This is a genomic window from Bacillus sp. FSL K6-1033 (assembly GCF_038630765.1).
GTDB lineage: Bacteria > Bacillota > Bacilli > Bacillales > Bacillaceae > Bacillus > Bacillus altitudinis.
Genome location: NZ_CP152041.1, coordinates 45,105 through 60,155, shown reverse-complemented (window position 1 = coordinate 60,155; position 15,051 = coordinate 45,105). Strand labels below are relative to the sequence as shown.

Genomic DNA, 15,051 nt, shown 5'->3' with positions numbered 1-15,051 from the left:
TGGATTATTTTTTATGAATATTTTTCACATAATCTTCTTTATTGACTTGTCTTGCTCTAGCAATAGACAATGCATCCTGCGGTACATCTTCTGTAACCGTTGAACCGGCTGCAACATATGCCCCTTTTCCGACAGTGACTGGTGCAACGAGATTTGAATTGCAGCCAATAAATGCGCCATCTTCAATCTTCGTTAAGAATTTGTTCTTCCCATCATAATTAACTGTAATGGATCCACAACCAAGGTTTACATCCGCTCCGACCTCTGCATCTCCAATATAGCTAAGATGAGACGCTTTGCTTCGGTCACCGAAAACTGTTTTCTTGATTTCGACAAAATTTCCGATCTTCACTTCATCGCCAATTTTCGACAACGGGCGAATATGAGCAAACGGTCCAATTGTCACATCTACCCCAACTTCACTATCACAGACAACAGACTGCTTAATGACTGTCCGATCTCCAATTACGCTATCAACAATTTCAGTGTTCGGACCGATTGTGGCATCTGCACCAATCTTTACATTCCCTTTGATGACCGTCCCAGGATAAATCATTGTATCTTCACCGATGACTGCATCTGGCGAGATATACGTGTTCTCAGGATCAATCAAGGTTACACCATTCTTCATATGCTGATGATTAATACGTCGCTTCATGAATTGCTCTGCTTGTGATAGAGCGATACGATCATTGACTCCAAGTGTTTCTTCAAAATGCGGTGTTTGATACGCCGCAACCGTCTGTCCTTCATTCTTTAAAATTTCAATGACATCCGGCAAATAGTATTCACCTTGTGCATTTTCATTTGACACTTGCTCAATCACACGGAAGAGATCTTCATTTGAAAAGCAATAGGTCCCAGTATTAATTTCATTCACTTGACGTTCAGCATCATTTGCATCTTTATGCTCGACGATTTTTACTACAGCACCTGTTTCATCACGAATAATACGTCCATAACCTGTTGGATCATCCGCGTGTGCTGTCAAAATCGTCACTTTCGCTTGTTGTTTTTGATGCTCGCTTAACATGGCTTCCATTGTTTCCGCTGTCAATAATGGTGTATCTCCACAAATGACAATGGTTGTTCCCTTTTCCTGCGCGAGGAACGATTTGGCTTGTTTGACGGCATGCGCTGTTCCCAGCTGTTCTTCTTGAAGTGCATATTCACTTCTGTCCCCAAGCTGCTTCTTGACGTCCTCTGCTCCATGACCGACAATCGTCACAAGCTTGGCTAAAGATAGCTTTAACGCTTGATCTGCCACATGCTCGACCATTGGCTTTCCGCAAACTGGATGAAGTACTTTGTATAACTTTGACTTCATTCTTGTTCCTTTTCCCGCTGCTAAAATCACTGCGAACCGCTTATCCATTGATTGGCCTCCAATATCCCTATTATCCATAGAAAAATATATCCTAAATAAGGACTGATTTCAAGGATACAAGAGGAAGTGCATTAATTTTCTAATGAACGGGAGACATAAGGAACAAGAGAAAAAACGCAAAAAAGACAGCATTTAAAAGAAAACATTCATTTTCTCTTAAAGCTGTCTTTTTAGGTTCACATATCTTTAAGAAGCTCCAGCTTCTTCATATTCAATTGTCTCTTCCTCTTCGCCTAAGCGATGATACTCATTTAAAACAGCATCTTGGATTTTACCCCGAGTGCTTGAATTAATTGGATGTGCAATGTCGCGAAACTCTCCATCAGGCGTACGTTTGCTAGGCATTGCAACAAACAAGCCATTGTTTCCATCAATCACACGAATATCATGAACAACAAATTCGTGGTCCAGCGTGATGGATGCAATCGCCCTCATGCGACCATCGGTATTCACGCGGCGTAATCTTACGTCAGTAACTTCCACAGTAGTTCACCACCTTTTCCCAATATAAAAGCATTAATTAGGTATTCAACGATTGTGGTGATTCTCCTGCTCTTTTTTTAAACTTTTTTTGAAATATCGGGATATTTATACATTTTTTGTCATTTTAATGACGACGCTTACATCGGTTGCGTGAAAAAAGACATCATGACGATGCCTTTTCATACATATAATGAAACCAAACGGTCTCCAAAGAGATGGCCTGTTTATTTCACTAATGCCACAACTTCAATTTCTACAAGTGCATCTTTTGGAAGTCTGGCTACTTCTACACATGAACGAGCTGGCTTATGTGTATGGAAGTATTCACCGTACACTTCATTCACTTCAGCGAATTGTTCCATATCTTTAATGAAAACCGTTGCTTTCACGACTGTTTCAAAGGAAGCACCCGCTGCTTCAAGGACGGCTTTAAGATTATGAAACACTTGATGTGTTTGTTCTTTAATATCTCCATTCACAAAATCTCCAGCTGGCGTTAACGGAATCTGCCCTGAGCTGTAAAACATGTTATTGACGATAATCCCTTGAGAGTAAGGTCCAATGGCTGCTGGCGCGTTTTTGGTTTGAACAACTTTTGTCATATCAATCTCTCCCATTCAAATACATGTTTGATCAAAGCTTAAGCTTTCGAATGAAAAAACTCGTGGAAATTACCTTCATTGATCTCAATGATTTTCTGCTTCATATCAATGGTTGAAAGCTTTAAAAGTGATACATATTCATCGACAAGACGTTCATCTACGCCTTCATCTTCTAATAAAACACCGATCCCTGCAACATTTGCATTAAATTCCTCTAGAAGATTCATCATGCCATTAATGGTTCCGCCTGCTTTCATAAAGTCATCAATAATCAACACATTGGATCCTTTATCTAAGCTCCGCTTTGCAAGTGACATGGTTTGAATTCGGTTAGAAGAACCTGATGCATAATTAATACTCACAGTTGATCCTTCAGTTACCTTATTATCTTTTCTAACGATCACAACAGGCACATTTAAATAACCTGCAACAGAATAGGCAATCGGAATACCTTTCGTCGCAACAGTCATGACAACATCAATCGGTCGATCCGAAAAAATGGTCGCAAAAAGCTTACCGATTTTCGCAAGAATCGATGGATTGCCTAAAACATCAGTTAAATATAAATAGCCGCCAGGAAGCACACGTTCAGGAGTTGATAATGCCTCTCCGATATCGTTGACGACTTCGTCTGCTTCTTTTAGATGAATCTTTGGAATATATTTCACTCCGCCAGCAGCGCCAGGTACAGTAAGTAAAGTCCCTATTCCCTGCTGTTCGAAGGTCTGTTTGATAATCGTTAAGTCTTCACTAATAGAGGACTTCGCAGATTGATATCGCTCTGCAAAAAAAGTTAAAGGTACTAGTACGTGCGGGTGGGTTAACAAATAATTTGTTAAGTCCACCAATCTGCCGCTTCGACGAAACTTCATGAACTTACCCCCAGAACCCGAATAATTTATGAATAATATAACTTAATATACGGATTTAATCAAGGGTATTTTGTTCGCCGATCATGCGGACAGCGTAAACCTGATCACAAAATCCTCTCAGTCCGTTATATATTCTTTGTACCTTCGATTCATATTGAATCAAACCAAATACAGTTGGCCCGCTGCCGCTCATTAATACAGCATCTGCTCCGAAACGCTTCATCTGTCTCTTAATCATATCGACTTCCGGATACATCTTTAATGTCACAGATTCCAACACGTTACCGAGTGAGCCGCACATCTCTTTATAATCTTTCGCTTCAATTGCTTCAATCATACGCTGTACATTTGGGTGTTCTACTTTGCTTGCGTCATATTGTCTGTAGACCTCAGCTGTAGATACCCCAATCACCGGCTTCGCTAAAATCACCCAGCAATGCGGCGGTGTCGCAATATGCTTTAGTTTCTCTCCACGTCCTGTCGCTAGCGCTGTCCCTCCGTGTACACAAAAAGAGACATCTGAGCCGATCTCCGCTCCAAGCTCAGCTAGTTCATCTAACGTGAGATTTAACTTCCACAAACGGTTTAAGCCGCGAAGCGCTGCTGCGGCATCACTGCTGCCTCCAGCTAAACCTGCTGCGACGGGAATTGCTTTTGTGATGACAATCGATACGCCTTTTTGAATACCGAATCTTGTTTTTAATAATTTAGCTGCCTGATAAGCCAAATTCCGTTGATCATCTGGCACAAAACGATTATGAGATGATACACGGATTTCGTCTTTGTCCAGCTCCGTCAGCTCTAGTCGATCTGCAAGATCTATTGTTGTCATCACCATCTCCACTTCGTGATATCCATCCGGTCTTTTTCCATGAACATCAAGTGAGAGATTAATTTTTGCCGGTGCTTTTTCTAAAATACGCAAACATTTCACCTACTTCTCCATCTAAACATAAGTATCAATATTGTATCACATTTGATGGATCTGATGAATATTGGCTTTTGCCCCCAGCACACTCACTTTTTCAAGCAAAAAAGACCAGAGACACCCGAGGTATCCCTGATCATTTCTTTATCGTTGATTCTCTTCTTGAGCCATGTGCTGTTGAGCTAATTCAATGGCACGTTTGACCATATTTCCTGCGTCACGCGCACGAATCTCTCCCCAGCCTCCATTTTTGACGGTATCATAAAATCCAAGATCCTTCGCCAGCTCGTATTTGAACTCATCTGACATAATGCCTCGGCGTCTACCCAAACGAAACAGCCCCTTTGGTCGAGAATTCGAATCATCGCCACTCATTTGTGGCTTTCTTATTTTGCATCGATTCCTGCCTTTTACCCCTTTCAAATAATGGACAGCCTCCCATACAGAAAAAAGGCAAAACAAAAAGCAGTAAACAAAAAGTTCACTGCCCATTAATAGGCGACTGAGCTAGCGGTATCATCGAACGTTAATTCGACCGTCTCAGTCAGTATATCTGCATAACTGTAAGAAACTCTTTCAAACGAATTCTCATCTTGATCTAATTGAATCACAAAAACAGAAGGGTACGTTTCAGCTAAAATGCCCGAACGCTCAATTGTTTTTCGGCGGCCTCCGTTAGCCTTTAACGTCAAACGTTTACCTAAGTTACCATCAAGCGATCTTTTGATGTCGGACAAAGTCTTCGCCATTGCATCCACCTCACTGAGATAATTATACAACAACGGCCCATTTTTGTCAAATAAAAATTAAATTATATCAACCAACACGAGCCATTGTCAACAAAATAATTTTGACAAACTTCTACCTTTTCTCCTCCCTATTTTTCTCAAATTCCGGTGAATTATGTATTCATATGAAATTTCTTTTTGAGCATAAAAAAAACCAGACTGAAATCAGTCGGGTTATGTCGATTCATGGTCTCTTTTATATGGCATACCTACCCTTAAAACACCCCTTGTTTCAATCCCTCCGAGACCTTTTTCTCTCGTCAGCGTATTTCGGAGCACATCCCACACGTTGATTCGATCTACAAATGGAGTGAAGCTGATCTTGGCAACAATATAGACGGGGTCAAGTGCATGAATGTTGACACGTGAGGGTGAGCTTGCAAAATTAGCACCTGCTTGAATTAATGATTCAAAATGAGATTGGCAGGCACCTGCAAAGATCACGAGCTGATCTAAATGCGGAACCTTCCTTCTTGCCTTTTGAACCGTTTCAACGAAATGACGAGAATGACGATATGCACCGATATCGTGTACACCGCCCTTTTGTTTAGAATACGCATCATGTCCTGTGATGACCAAAATATCAGGCCGGTATTGATCAATTAATGAATCAATCATGCTTGGCATTTTCTTCTCGTGGCAATGCACACCATACACAGGTACACCGATTCTTTCATATACATCTAAGCATTTCTTTAAGTATGAAGCATCTCCATCTAAATGCAGAACCTTTCCGGGCATATGAAAATACTGCTCCTGATGCTGATATTGTCCAGACGTATAATACTCTTGTTTTTCACGAAGCAGCTGATAATCTTGCCTGAGTAAGTCGAGCGATTCGTTAATTTTCCGTTCATCGTCCTTCTCTCTTGTCAGTTGCTCCTCTTTTTGAATCAAGACCAAATCTGACATCTTCGCATCGGCGATCAGCCTCACTTCATTCCCATGCAAAATGGCGGTGGCTTCGTGCTGGTCTGTCTCATCAATTCGAATGATACGAAACATAATATCCATCTGATAGGATGCCCTCGTCACCATATCTCCTATTTGAAATTGCATGCTTTTCACTCCACAATCAGGCTCTTATCCTGTTGGTATCGTCTTACGCTACACTTGTTCTTCTTTCAGGTGTGTTGTTCTTTCTAGCCTATGCCTGAACAGGTGAAGTGGTGAAAACCAAAAGAAAAAAGCCCTTATGAAAGGGCTTTGTCTTCTTTTCAGCGTGATAGAAAACCTTTGTAGTCTAGGAAGAACGAGCACTGGCACGGAGCGAATTTGACATTCGTGAGCACCAGCGCGCAGGACTGACACCGAATGCGAGGGTTTGTTTACACGCGCTGAAAAGCCCTTATGAGAGGGCTTTGTGTAAAACATTGGACAAACGGGCAAATTCATCGATTGACAATGATTCACCGCGGCGTTTCCCATCAACCTCAGCTGTTACAAGGGCTTCTTCAATGATAGCTTTATGTTTCTTACCATCTGGCAGATTGTTCATCAAGTTATTCATCAATGTCTTCCGGCGCTGGCCAAAACTCGCACGAATCAGTTGAAAGAAAAACGTATCATTGTCTACTGAGACCGCAGGTGTTTCACGAACAGTTAGTTTGATCACCGCTGAATCCACATTTGGTTGTGGGACGAAAACCGTTTTCGGCACAACCATGACCGTCTTCGCTTCTGTATAAAATTGCACTGCAATCGACAAAGAGTTGTATTCTTTTGATGAAGGAACAGCAGCCATGCGATCTGCTACTTCTTTTTGCAGCATGACAACGATTCCTTTCAATGGAAGGTTTTCTTCAAGCAATTTCATAATAATTGGTGTCGTCACATAATAAGGAAGGTTTGCTACGACCATTACTTCTTTACAGTCAGCAAACTGTTCTTCAATCACCTTTCTTACATCTGCCTTCAATACGTCTTGATGAATAATGGTGACATTATCATATGGAGAAAGCGTATCGTTTAAAATCGGCAATAGGCGCTGGTCGATTTCAAAAGCCGTGACTTTCTTTGCCCGTTTGGCGAGCTGTTCAGTCAACGCACCGATACCAGGGCCAATTTCAATCACACCGGTCTCATCCGTTATCTCTGCATGATCGACAATGCGATCTAAAATATTCGTATCAATTAAAAAGTTTTGCCCTAAGCTCTTTTTAAAAGAGAAACCGTACTTCTTCAGTATTTCCTTCGTTCTGATGGGCGTCGCAATATCTTTATTCATCGGCTTCCTCCTGGATGACGGTCTTTAAGGCCGCAATAAAATCCTCTTTCGTTATTTGGAACATGTGAAGACGCTTTTGCAGCTGCTTCGCATTTGTATATCCTATATTTAATAGCACACCTAATCGTTCGCGGCGGCGTTTTGATGCTTCGCCTCCGATAAGGCCTGCGTCAAATAAATCGTCTAACGTAATCTCGCTTTCTGATTCTTCCATTTCCTCATGGACATGAGCAAGGCATTCTCGAATACTATCCAAGGAAGCATGCTCGACACCAATTCCTTTGTCCCGCTTCGCTTTCGCAAGGTGTTTTGGTAAAAAGGCGTGCTTACAGCCAGGGACAGCCTCTGCGATGGTTTTACGGATCTTTTCCCCAGGGAAATCAGGATCAGTTAAAATGATAACCCCCCTCGTCTCCTGAGCAAGACGCACTTGTTGAATGACTGTATCGCCAATGGCAGATCCATTCGTTTCAATCGTATCTGCATCAACTGCCATCTTTACTCTAGCAGTGTCGTCACGACCCTCCACCACAATGATTTCTTTGATTTTCATGTATTCCTCCGCTTGCAAAAACAATCTACATTTTTTTGTCAAAAAATGAAACCTTCCATGCTGTTTTTGCGTCTAATTAATTAGAAAACAGTGCTTCTATTATAACCAAAAAAACAGAGGGTGCGCAAAGCCCTCTGTTCATATAAATGATTTGATGTGTTTATTTGAGCACTCTAATTTTCACTCGTTTATTTCCCCATTGATAAGCTGCCGACTTACTTGGGACGAACACATCAATTTTATTCCCTTTTATAGCAGATCCAGTGTCTGATGCAACGGCATACCCATAGCCTTCCACATACACTTTAGAGCCCAGCGGAATGACACTCGGATCTACTGCTATGACCTTTGCACCCGGATTTGCTTTTAAATTAAAGCCTGTAGACGTTCTACCCGTACATCCAGCACAGCCCGCTGTATAGGCTGTGGACGTCACATAGAACTCTTTTCCTGACGATTCATTACTTCTTGAAACCGCAGGGGACGCTTTAGGTTCTTTCTTGGACACTTGTGTACCAACGGCCACTAAACGATCCTTACTGTCTTTTGCAGTAACCTCTTTAATTAATTCTTTAGACACCACTTTGCCGTTTTCTTTCACAATGGCATAGTGCTTCTTTAATTTACCTTCTTCACCTTTTTCAAGCACCTTCTCTTTTCCTTTTTCAAGAGATCGATCCTTTTTATGTTTGGTATCAAAAGCAATTTTCTCTTCCACTACATCGGTGACTTTTTCCACCCGAGTGATCTTCACATCTGCGCTTTTTTTAGAAAGGTGACTATGTAACGCAGGTTTGATCTTATCGTGCTTCTTGAGCTTCAGCTCTTGTTGCTTTAAAAAGTCAGCGACCGTAGTCGAAGTGGTCCACACTTTCTTATCCTTTCCTCCATCGTTTAAGCTGACCTGGAAGGCCTGCTGAACCACAAGATCCATATTCTTTTTAATCTTGTCATTCTTTCCTGGAGTTACTTGATCGTGCTTCCCAATATCTATCTTCTCATTCTTCAATAATGCTCCAACCGTCTGATCTGTTGTCCATATCGTTTTCTCTTTCCCATCTAGGGTGAGATGAACCGGTATAGCCGCATCATACACAATGTTCATGTTGTCTTGAATCTTTGTATTTAGACTTGGAGAGATATGATCCTCCGCCCTGGTCCTTATTCCAAGGTCTGAAAGCAGCTGTGCTACTGTCTCTTCATGTGTACGAATTGTCTTCTCTTTGCCATTGATTGAAATGGTAATAGACTGCTTAGTGAGCTCATGCGCACCGTAAGCCGTCCCAGTTCCAGCTAAAAGCAAGCAAGCGACTAGAAATAAAACCTTGCCTTTTCCTAGCTTGACAGAAAACAGATTTTTCATTTTTTGTACGATGAAAAACGCCTCCTTCTCCTCGGAGAGATTATATAGAGTATCTCAAAACCTGTCAACCCTTCCACCCACTGTACAAAAATGCTCGATTGTAAACCTATTATGGGAGATTTTTGGAAGGAAGGGAAGAAAGACTTATCGACAACTTATCCTATGAGGAGGCGCAAACGTGTAGAACTTTTTCGTTATGTTTCACAATTGGACAAGCTTAAACAAGGATTGACATCATATACTGTCAGTTTATACGGAAAACTTTTTTCGCGTTTTCTGTTGTCAATGCAGCAAGCTCTTCAAAGCTCATTTCTCGCAATTCAGCAATTTGTTCTGCGATATATTTCACATAGCTCGGCTCATTTCGTTTCCCTCTAAATGGCGCTGGAGTTAAATACGGGCAGTCTGTCTCAATCAGAAGACGCTCACTTGGAATATCCTTTACAACTTCTTTCGGTTTTTTCGCATTTTTAAATGTCACAGGTCCACCGAATGAGATATAAAAGTTCATTTCCATACACGCTTTTGCAATTTCGAGGCTGCCAGTAAAGCAGTGCATAATTCCTCCGACTTCTGCCGCTCCTTCTTCTTTTAAGATCGTCACTACATCTTCCGTAGCGTCACGGTTATGAATGATAATTGGCAGATTCACTTCTTTTGCAAGAGCAATTTGACGTCTAAAGACTTCTTTTTGCACATCTTTAGGCGACTTGTCCCAATAGTAATCTAGACCCATTTCTCCAATGGCAACAACCTTTTCATGCTGAGATAATTCTTTGATCCAAGCCAAATCTTCATCTGTCATATCAATGGCATCAACAGGATGCCAGCCGATGGCTGCATACATAAAATCATATGCTTCAATTAGCTCCATCGCTCTCGTAATGGTTGGGCGATCAAACCCGACCACCACAATCTTCTCTACCTTTTCACTTTTGGCTCTTTCAATCACCTGCTCTAAGTCTTCATTATATTGTTCAGCATTTAAATGGGCATGTGTATCAAATAACATGGTTGATGGCTCCTTTCGACAATTCTTCTGAAAAACAAAAGGTGTTCGACGAAATGTTACACGTGGAACACCTTTGTTAAATTATAAAATTTTTGTTCCATTTGCTAGAGATTGATCTACTTCAAGAACCTGCAATTTACCACCAGTTTCTCCAGTTAAAATCATTCCCTGGGAAATTTCCCCTCTTAGTTTAACTGGTGTGAGATTCGCTACGCAGACGAGCTTCTTCCCTACCAATTCTTCTGGTTGATAATGCTTGGCAATCCCTGAGACAATTTGTCTCTTTTCAAATCCAAAATCAAGCTGAAGCTTTAAGAGACGGTCAGCTTTTTTCACTGGTGCTGCTTCCAATACTTGTGCTACACGAAGGTCAACTTTCGAAAAATCATCGAAGGCAATTTCGGCACCCAGTTCAGGTAATTCAGTTTCTTCTATTTCAACTGACTCTTCTTCTACCTTAGGCGCACTTCCTTGCATCTTCTCTTTAATGTATGCCACTTCTTCTTCAACCTCTAAACGAGGGAACAACGGCTCACCTTTTTGTACCGTCGCTTTTTGAATCGCACCGAAAGAAAGAATGCTTTCCCAGCTTTTGAGTTTCTCTTCTTCAATTCCAAGCTGGAAGAAGATTTTCTCAGGTGTTTTTGTTAAGAATGGCGTTAACAATACAGCTGTGATTCGGAGTGATTCTGCTAAATGGTACATCACAGAATGCAGTTCTTTTCGTTTTGTTTCATCCTTTGCTAACACCCATGGAGCTGTTTGATCAATATATTTATTCGTTCTGCTGATTAATGTCCAAACATTTGAAAGAGCCACGGAGAATTCGAGGTTCTCCATCGCTTCTTCATAAGCTTTCACCGTTTGTTCAGCTACAGCTTTTAGTTCCTCATCAAACTCATTGACTGGACCCTTATAGCTGCTTAATGTACCGTCGAAATATTTTTGCACCATCGCCACTGTACGGTTAAGTAAGTTCCCTAAATCGTTGGCAAGGTCATAGTTTACACGTTCCACGAATCCTTCTGGTGTAAACACACCGTCTGCACCAAATGGTACTTCGCGTAGCAGGTAATAACGAAGAGCATCAAGACCATAGCGATCAATTAACGTAACAGGATCTACTACGTTCCCTTTTGATTTAGACATTTTGCCATCTTTCATGAGCAGCCAGCCATGTGCAAAAATTTGTTTTGGCAACGGCAGCTCAAGTGCCATCAGCATAATTGGCCAGTAAATTGTATGGAATCGTACAATTTCTTTCCCGACTAGGTGTACGTTGGCAGGCCAATATTTTTTATATTTTTCATCTTGATCGGTTCCGTAGCCAATCGCTGTTAAGTAGTTGAATAACGCATCAATCCATACATAGATGACGTGCTTCGGATTATTAGGTACTTTAATGCCCCAATCAAAGGTTGTTCTTGATACAGCTAAATCCTCTAACCCCGGTTTAATGAAGTTATTAATCATTTCATTCTTTCTTGATTCAGGCTGAATGAACGACGGGTTCTTTTCGTAATAGTCTAGTAAGCGGTCAGCATACTTACTCATACGGAAGAAATATGATTCCTCTTTAATCAATTCAACAGGGTGTCCACTGTCTGGGCTTTTCCCTCCAATGACTTCCCCTTTCTCATTTCGCTCAACATCAACAAGCTGTGTTTCCGTATAGAATGTTTCATCAGGAATACTGTACCAGCCCTCATATTGATCTAAATAAATATCTCCTTGATCAAGCAGCTTTTGGAAGACTTGTTCAATGATTTTCGTATGTCTTTTTTCCGTTGTACGAATGAAATCATCGTTGGAAATGTCGAGTTTCTTCCATAATGATTTAATGTCAGCAACGACCGGATCTAAATACTCAATCGGTGTAATATTTTGTTCTTCAGCTTTTTGCTGAATTTTTTGTCCGTGCTCATCTGTACCCGTTAAATACATCACATCATAGCCTTGCAGACGTTTATATCGAGCCATGGCATCCCCTGCCACTGTCGTATAAGCATGTCCAATATGTAATTTTCCGCTCGGATAGTAAATTGGTGTAGTCAGATAAAACGTTTTTTTCTTTTCCGGCATGTCGGAACCTCCTGCTTGTGTGTAAATGTCAAAAACTCCCGCCCAATGGACGAGAGCGGTCATCATACTTCATTAAAATGTGTCAGATCATTTCATTATGTTTTGCACTTGTGCTTTCTCTATGATACCATCTTAGCCTTTAAGATCAAGCATATATACATAGAACAGATTGAAATGAACGAAAAAGATGAGTTTTTCGAAAAAAACGACAAACCGCTCGACATTTTGTCGAATATTGTCGTATGAAATCTATTTTCAGATTTACAATTGGCTAAATTAGGGCAAAAGTCTTGTTAATCTGTTATCGTCATTTTTCATATTTTTATAGATAAATTCTGAAAAATCCTTATACACCGGTAGTTTCAAGGTCCTTTGACTTTAAGAGTCATATTTTACAAACAATAGTAAACAAAATGATTGACGATTTATGGAAACCTTGTTATGCTAGGAATGTAAGGAATTTGTCGAATAATGACGAAGATAATATTATATTAAGAATAAGAACTTTTTGGGAGGAGAATGAAGATGAAATCTACAGGTATTGTACGTAAAGTTGACGAATTAGGACGCGTGGTGATTCCAATCGAGCTTCGCCGTACGTTAGGAATCGCAGAAAAAGACGCTTTGGAAATTTATGTTGATGATGAAAAAATTATCCTAAAAAAATATAAACCAAACATGACTTGCCAAGTAACAGGTGAAGTATCAGACGATAACCTTAAACTTGCTAATGGTAAATTAGTTCTTAGCCGTGAAGGTGCAGAGCAAATCATTAACGAAATCCAAAACCAACTTCAATCACAAAAATAAGTTTTATATAAAAAGGTTCTTGCACCGTTTGCAAGAACCTTTCTTTATTGTTCAATATGATACGCATCATAGATCGTTCGCTTTGGCACACCACGTTCGACCGCAGTACGTTTAATAGCCTCTTTTGACGTTAACCCTTCCTCTATGTAATGGATCACATGCTCTTTTTCAGATAAAGAATTCCACCAAGCTTCTTCATTCAGTTCTTCTTCATCCTGATCATTTCCTTGTACAACGAGACAGAACTCACCACGGATTTGTTGTTCTGTCACCCAAGTCAGCGCATATTCTAAATCTCCACGAATAAACTCTTCAAATTTCTTTGTCAGTTCTCTCGTAATGGCAATATTCCGGTTCCCCCACACTTCTTTCATCACAGTCAGCGTTTCTTTTAACCGATGGGGCGCTTCATAGAAAATAATTGTTTCTTGGCGTTTCTTCAATGCTTCCAGCTGTTTTTTCTTTTCCTTTTTTTGACGATCAAGAAAACCGTAAAAGAAAAATGGCTGAGGTGCGATTCCTGACGCAATGAGCGCCGTAAGTGCTGCATTTGCACCAGGTAACGGAATGACATAGCCTCCGATGTTCGTAAAGTCGCGAACCACTTCGGCTCCTGGATCAGAGATCGTCGGTAAACCGGCATCGCTCACGAGTGCAATGTTCTTTCCTTCTTTTAACCATTCGATTAACTTGTGACCACTGCTATCTTTGTTATGTTCATGATAACTCGTTAATGGGGTATCAATTTCATAGACATGGCAAAGCTTTTTCGTTTGTCTCGTATCTTCTGCGGCAATATAGTCTACATCTTTTAACGTTTGTATCGCTCGAAACGTCATATCTTCTAAGTTTCCAATCGGGGTTGGTACGAGATAAAGAATACCCATTTCTGATTGACCATCAAAGCTTTTCTGTGTCTTTTTCATGTGCCGCCTCCTTTTTGATTCGCTTTTCTTCTATATACATGTCCTTTTTTCGACGTGTCCACGTTTTGAAACGATATTCCTGTTGCATGGCTTCTCTTTTGGTGAAAAAGCATTCGTGGTAATAGAGTTCCACCGGCCGTCTAGCTCTCGTATACTTTGCACCCTTCCCACTATTATGGGCAGTCAGCCTTTTTTGTAAGTTATTTGTATACCCAGCGTACAAACTGCCATCTGCACATTTCAATACATAGAAATAATGACTATGCTTCTCCATACAGTATCGTCCTGATTTCTTTTGTATACTCTTGGTCTTCTCCATAAACAAAAAGCGGCGGGAGGATTTTCAAATCCGGCTTTCCATCTTTCATCCCTTCCACTAAAATGGTATTCGCTTCTTTTCCCTGTTTCGGATATACAAATTGAATTCGTTTTGGCTCAATTCGGTATTTCTTCATCATTTCAACAATCTCAAGCAAACGTCCAGGGCGGTGAACCATTGCCAGTTTGCCTCCTTGCTTTAACAAAGTGGAAGAAACACGAATGACATCTTCTAATGTACAATGAATCTCATGACGTGCAATCGCCAAATACTCATTTTCATTGATTTCATCCTTAGAAGGAGTCTTAAAATATGGCGGATTACAAGTAATCACGTCTACTTTGTGGTTTCCGTACCGTTTAGGCATATCATTTAAATCACCATGGATCAACTCAATCTGCTGCTCCAGTTGATTATGCGCCACACTTCTCTTTGCCATATCAAACAGGCGTTCTTGAATTTCAACTCCTGTAATAGAGGCTTTAGATCTCGTCGAAAGCAGCAATGGAACGATGCCATTTCCCGTACAAAGATCAATAATCTCCCCTTTTTGAATCGGCACATACGCAAATTTTGCTAATAACACTGCATCCAATGAAAAGGCGAACACCGTTTTACTTTGAATAATTTTCATATCTTCTGCAAGCAAGTAGTCTAAACGTTCATCTTCTCTTAACGAAACCATGATGTATCCTTTCT

General features: G+C 40.7%; 17 protein-coding genes. 1 reads left to right on the top strand and 16 read right to left on the bottom strand.

What is annotated here, in order from left to right; all coding sequences use genetic code 11:
* Positions 1 to 4: 4 nt before the first annotated feature.
* The 13 genes from glmU to metG all read right to left on the bottom strand — a co-directional run bounded on the left by glmU (position 5) and on the right by metG (position 12,297).
* Positions 5 to 1,375, bottom strand: a complete 1,371-nt coding sequence (glmU, locus tag MHH31_RS00320; protein WP_045035090.1) for a bifunctional UDP-N-acetylglucosamine diphosphorylase/glucosamine-1-phosphate N-acetyltransferase GlmU — start codon at positions 1,373 to 1,375, stop codon at positions 5 to 7.
* A gap of 198 nt (positions 1,376 to 1,573) precedes the next feature.
* On the bottom strand, positions 1,574 to 1,870 hold the full coding sequence (gene spoVG, locus MHH31_RS00315) for a septation regulator SpoVG (protein ID WP_008357439.1): 297 nt from the start codon (positions 1,868 to 1,870) through the stop codon (positions 1,574 to 1,576).
* Between the two features lie 224 nt (positions 1,871 to 2,094).
* A complete protein-coding gene (gene ridA, locus MHH31_RS00310; RefSeq protein ID WP_008341860.1) occupies positions 2,095 to 2,472 on the bottom strand; it encodes a 2-iminobutanoate/2-iminopropanoate deaminase in 378 nt (125 codons plus the stop codon).
* A gap of 38 nt (positions 2,473 to 2,510) precedes the next feature.
* Positions 2,511 to 3,344 (bottom strand): pur operon repressor, encoded by an 834-nt coding sequence (gene purR / locus MHH31_RS00305; protein ID WP_007496210.1) that lies wholly within the window; start codon positions 3,342 to 3,344, stop codon positions 2,511 to 2,513.
* A 55-nt stretch (positions 3,345 to 3,399) separates the two neighbouring features.
* The gene (ispE, locus tag MHH31_RS00300) at positions 3,400 to 4,269 is read right to left on the bottom strand and encodes a 4-(cytidine 5'-diphospho)-2-C-methyl-D-erythritol kinase (protein ID WP_017359321.1); all 870 of its coding nucleotides are present in this window, start codon (positions 4,267 to 4,269) and stop codon (positions 3,400 to 3,402) included.
* A gap of 147 nt (positions 4,270 to 4,416) precedes the next feature.
* Positions 4,417 to 4,602, bottom strand: coding sequence for a small, acid-soluble spore protein, alpha/beta type (locus tag MHH31_RS00295; RefSeq protein WP_017366434.1), 186 nt, complete (start codon positions 4,600 to 4,602; stop codon positions 4,417 to 4,419).
* 161 nt (positions 4,603 to 4,763) lie between these two features.
* A complete protein-coding gene (locus tag MHH31_RS00290) occupies positions 4,764 to 5,021 on the bottom strand; it encodes a Veg family protein (RefSeq protein WP_003217979.1) in 258 nt (85 codons plus the stop codon).
* A 213-nt stretch (positions 5,022 to 5,234) separates the two neighbouring features.
* Entirely contained in the window at positions 5,235 to 6,119 is an 885-nt protein-coding gene (yabG, locus tag MHH31_RS00285; RefSeq protein WP_007496216.1) for a sporulation peptidase YabG, read from the bottom strand.
* A 289-nt stretch (positions 6,120 to 6,408) separates the two neighbouring features.
* Positions 6,409 to 7,287 (bottom strand): 16S rRNA (adenine(1518)-N(6)/adenine(1519)-N(6))-dimethyltransferase RsmA, encoded by an 879-nt coding sequence (rsmA, locus tag MHH31_RS00280; protein ID WP_008341873.1) that lies wholly within the window; start codon positions 7,285 to 7,287, stop codon positions 6,409 to 6,411.
* A complete protein-coding gene (rnmV, locus tag MHH31_RS00275) occupies positions 7,280 to 7,840 on the bottom strand; it encodes a ribonuclease M5 (protein WP_342495144.1) in 561 nt (186 codons plus the stop codon). The genes rsmA and rnmV overlap by 8 nt, the downstream gene beginning before the upstream one ends.
* A gap of 160 nt (positions 7,841 to 8,000) precedes the next feature.
* Positions 8,001 to 9,203, bottom strand: coding sequence for a G5 and 3D domain-containing protein (locus tag MHH31_RS00270; RefSeq protein ID WP_007496219.1), 1,203 nt, complete (start codon positions 9,201 to 9,203; stop codon positions 8,001 to 8,003).
* Positions 9,204 to 9,447: 244 nt separating this feature from the next.
* Positions 9,448 to 10,215 carry a TatD family hydrolase gene (locus tag MHH31_RS00265; RefSeq protein WP_342495143.1) on the bottom strand — a complete coding sequence of 256 codons (768 nt, stop codon included), beginning with the start codon at positions 10,213 to 10,215 and terminating at the stop codon, positions 9,448 to 9,450.
* An 81-nt stretch (positions 10,216 to 10,296) separates the two neighbouring features.
* A complete protein-coding gene (gene metG, locus MHH31_RS00260; RefSeq protein ID WP_342495142.1) occupies positions 10,297 to 12,297 on the bottom strand; it encodes a methionine--tRNA ligase in 2,001 nt (666 codons plus the stop codon).
* Positions 12,298 to 12,816: 519 nt separating this feature from the next.
* Here metG and MHH31_RS00255 point away from each other — a divergent pair.
* The gene (locus tag MHH31_RS00255; protein ID WP_087975202.1) at positions 12,817 to 13,107 is read left to right on the top strand and encodes an AbrB/MazE/SpoVT family DNA-binding domain-containing protein; all 291 of its coding nucleotides are present in this window, start codon (positions 12,817 to 12,819) and stop codon (positions 13,105 to 13,107) included.
* Positions 13,108 to 13,151: 44 nt separating this feature from the next.
* On the opposite strand, the gene rsmI is transcribed toward MHH31_RS00255, so the two are convergent.
* Genes rsmI through MHH31_RS00240 form a run of 3 tightly spaced genes read right to left on the bottom strand, consistent with a single transcriptional unit; the run spans position 13,152 to position 15,037 of the window.
* Positions 13,152 to 14,033: a 16S rRNA (cytidine(1402)-2'-O)-methyltransferase gene (rsmI, locus tag MHH31_RS00250; protein ID WP_008341890.1), complete on the bottom strand. Its 882-nt coding sequence runs from the start codon at positions 14,031 to 14,033 to the stop codon at positions 13,152 to 13,154.
* The gene (locus tag MHH31_RS00245) at positions 14,008 to 14,307 is read right to left on the bottom strand and encodes a GIY-YIG nuclease family protein (RefSeq protein ID WP_159145300.1); all 300 of its coding nucleotides are present in this window, start codon (positions 14,305 to 14,307) and stop codon (positions 14,008 to 14,010) included. The genes rsmI and MHH31_RS00245 overlap by 26 nt, the downstream gene beginning before the upstream one ends.
* Positions 14,294 to 15,037, bottom strand: a complete 744-nt coding sequence (locus tag MHH31_RS00240; protein WP_017359328.1) for a tRNA1(Val) (adenine(37)-N6)-methyltransferase — start codon at positions 15,035 to 15,037, stop codon at positions 14,294 to 14,296. Before MHH31_RS00240 ends, MHH31_RS00245 begins: the two co-directional genes overlap by 14 nt.
* Positions 15,038 to 15,051 lie beyond the last annotated feature (14 nt).

Coding starts and splice junctions, on each gene's coding strand:
- metG (WP_342495142.1), bottom strand. CDS start 12,297: ATGCCGGAAAAGAAAAAAACGTTTTATCTGACTACACCAATTTACTAT.
- MHH31_RS00290 (WP_003217979.1), bottom strand. CDS start 5,021: ATGGCGAAGACTTTGTCCGACATCAAAAGATCGCTTGATGGTAACTTA.
- rnmV (WP_342495144.1), bottom strand. CDS start 7,840: ATGAAAATCAAAGAAATCATTGTGGTGGAGGGTCGTGACGACACTGCT.
- MHH31_RS00255 (WP_087975202.1), top strand. CDS start 12,817: ATGAAGATGAAATCTACAGGTATTGTACGTAAAGTTGACGAATTAGGA.
- ridA (WP_008341860.1), bottom strand. CDS start 2,472: ATGACAAAAGTTGTTCAAACCAAAAACGCGCCAGCAGCCATTGGACCT.
- MHH31_RS00265 (WP_342495143.1), bottom strand. CDS start 10,215: ATGTTATTTGATACACATGCCCATTTAAATGCTGAACAATATAATGAA.
- MHH31_RS00270 (WP_007496219.1), bottom strand. CDS start 9,203: ATGAAAAATCTGTTTTCTGTCAAGCTAGGAAAAGGCAAGGTTTTATTT.
- yabG (WP_007496216.1), bottom strand. CDS start 6,119: ATGCAATTTCAAATAGGAGATATGGTGACGAGGGCATCCTATCAGATG.
- MHH31_RS00245 (WP_159145300.1), bottom strand. CDS start 14,307: ATGGAGAAGCATAGTCATTATTTCTATGTATTGAAATGTGCAGATGGC.
- purR (WP_007496210.1), bottom strand. CDS start 3,344: ATGAAGTTTCGTCGAAGCGGCAGATTGGTGGACTTAACAAATTATTTG.
- glmU (WP_045035090.1), bottom strand. CDS start 1,375: ATGGATAAGCGGTTCGCAGTGATTTTAGCAGCGGGAAAAGGAACAAGA.
- rsmI (WP_008341890.1), bottom strand. CDS start 14,033: ATGAAAAAGACACAGAAAAGCTTTGATGGTCAATCAGAAATGGGTATT.
- rsmA (WP_008341873.1), bottom strand. CDS start 7,287: ATGAATAAAGATATTGCGACGCCCATCAGAACGAAGGAAATACTGAAG.
- MHH31_RS00240 (WP_017359328.1), bottom strand. CDS start 15,037: ATGGTTTCGTTAAGAGAAGATGAACGTTTAGACTACTTGCTTGCAGAA.